At 70.9% G+C, this 965-nt stretch carries 1 protein-coding gene; it reads right to left on the reverse strand.

Going from position 1 to position 965, the window contains the following annotated elements; translation table 11 throughout:
* Positions 1-817, reverse strand: an 817-nt coding sequence (gene pyrF / locus ACYP33_RS24665) for an orotidine-5'-phosphate decarboxylase (protein WP_459624304.1), incomplete at its 3' end; no start/stop codon positions are given.
* Positions 818-965 lie beyond the last annotated feature (148 nt).

Raw genomic sequence — 965 nt, forward strand, 5'->3', positions numbered from 1 at the left:
CGTTGATCGCGTCGCGCGTGGCCTGCGCGGCGCGCGCGGCGGCTTCGGTGAAGTCCTCGCCGTTGCTCGCGTAGAGGATCGCGCGCGACGAGTTGATCATCATGCCGCCGCCATCGGCCGTGCGGCCGGCCGACACCGTCGCCTGCACGTCGCCGCCCTGCGCGCCCACGCCGGGGATCAGCAGCGGCATGTCGCCGACGAGGCCGCGCACGATCTCGATCTCCTTCGGGAACGTCGCGCCCACCACCAGCGCGAGCTGGCCCGTTTTCGCGTTCCATTTGGTGGCGGCCAGCTCGGCCACCACCTGATAGAGCGGACGGCCGCCGGTTTCGAGGAACTGCAAGTCCGAGCCGCCCGGGTTCGAGGTGCGGCACAGCACCACCACGCCCTTGTCCTCGTAGGCCAGATACGGCTCGATCGAGTCGTAGCCCATGTACGGATTCACCGTCACGGCGTCGGCGCGATAGCGCTCGAACGCCTCGCGCGCGTATTGCTCGGCGGTGCTGCCGATGTCGCCGCGCTTGGCGTCGAGCACCACCGGGAGGCCCGGGTGCTGCAGGTGGATGTGCGCGATCAGCCGTTCGAGTTGATCTTCGGCGCGGTGCGCGGCGAAGTAGGCGATCTGCGGCTTGAACGCGCTCGCGTAGGGCGCGGTCGCGTCGACGATCTCGCGGCAGAAATCGAAGATCGCTTCGGGGCGGTTCGCCAGATGGGCGGGGAAACGCGTCGGTTCGGGGTCGAGACCGACGCAGAGCAGGGAGTTCGTGCGCTGCCAGGCGGCGCGCAGCGTATCGATGAAGGTCAGCGGAGCGGACATGTTCGCGGCGGATCGGGTGAGAAATGCCGCGTATTTTACCCGCTGCGCCGCGGCCGCTCGCCGCAATCGGGCCGAGCCCCGGCCCGAACCCGCGTCAGCGGCCGGCCGCCCTGGCGCGGCGCGCCGCCGCGCCCGCGCGCGGGTCGAC

The organism is Burkholderia sp. 3C, from assembly GCF_054589155.1.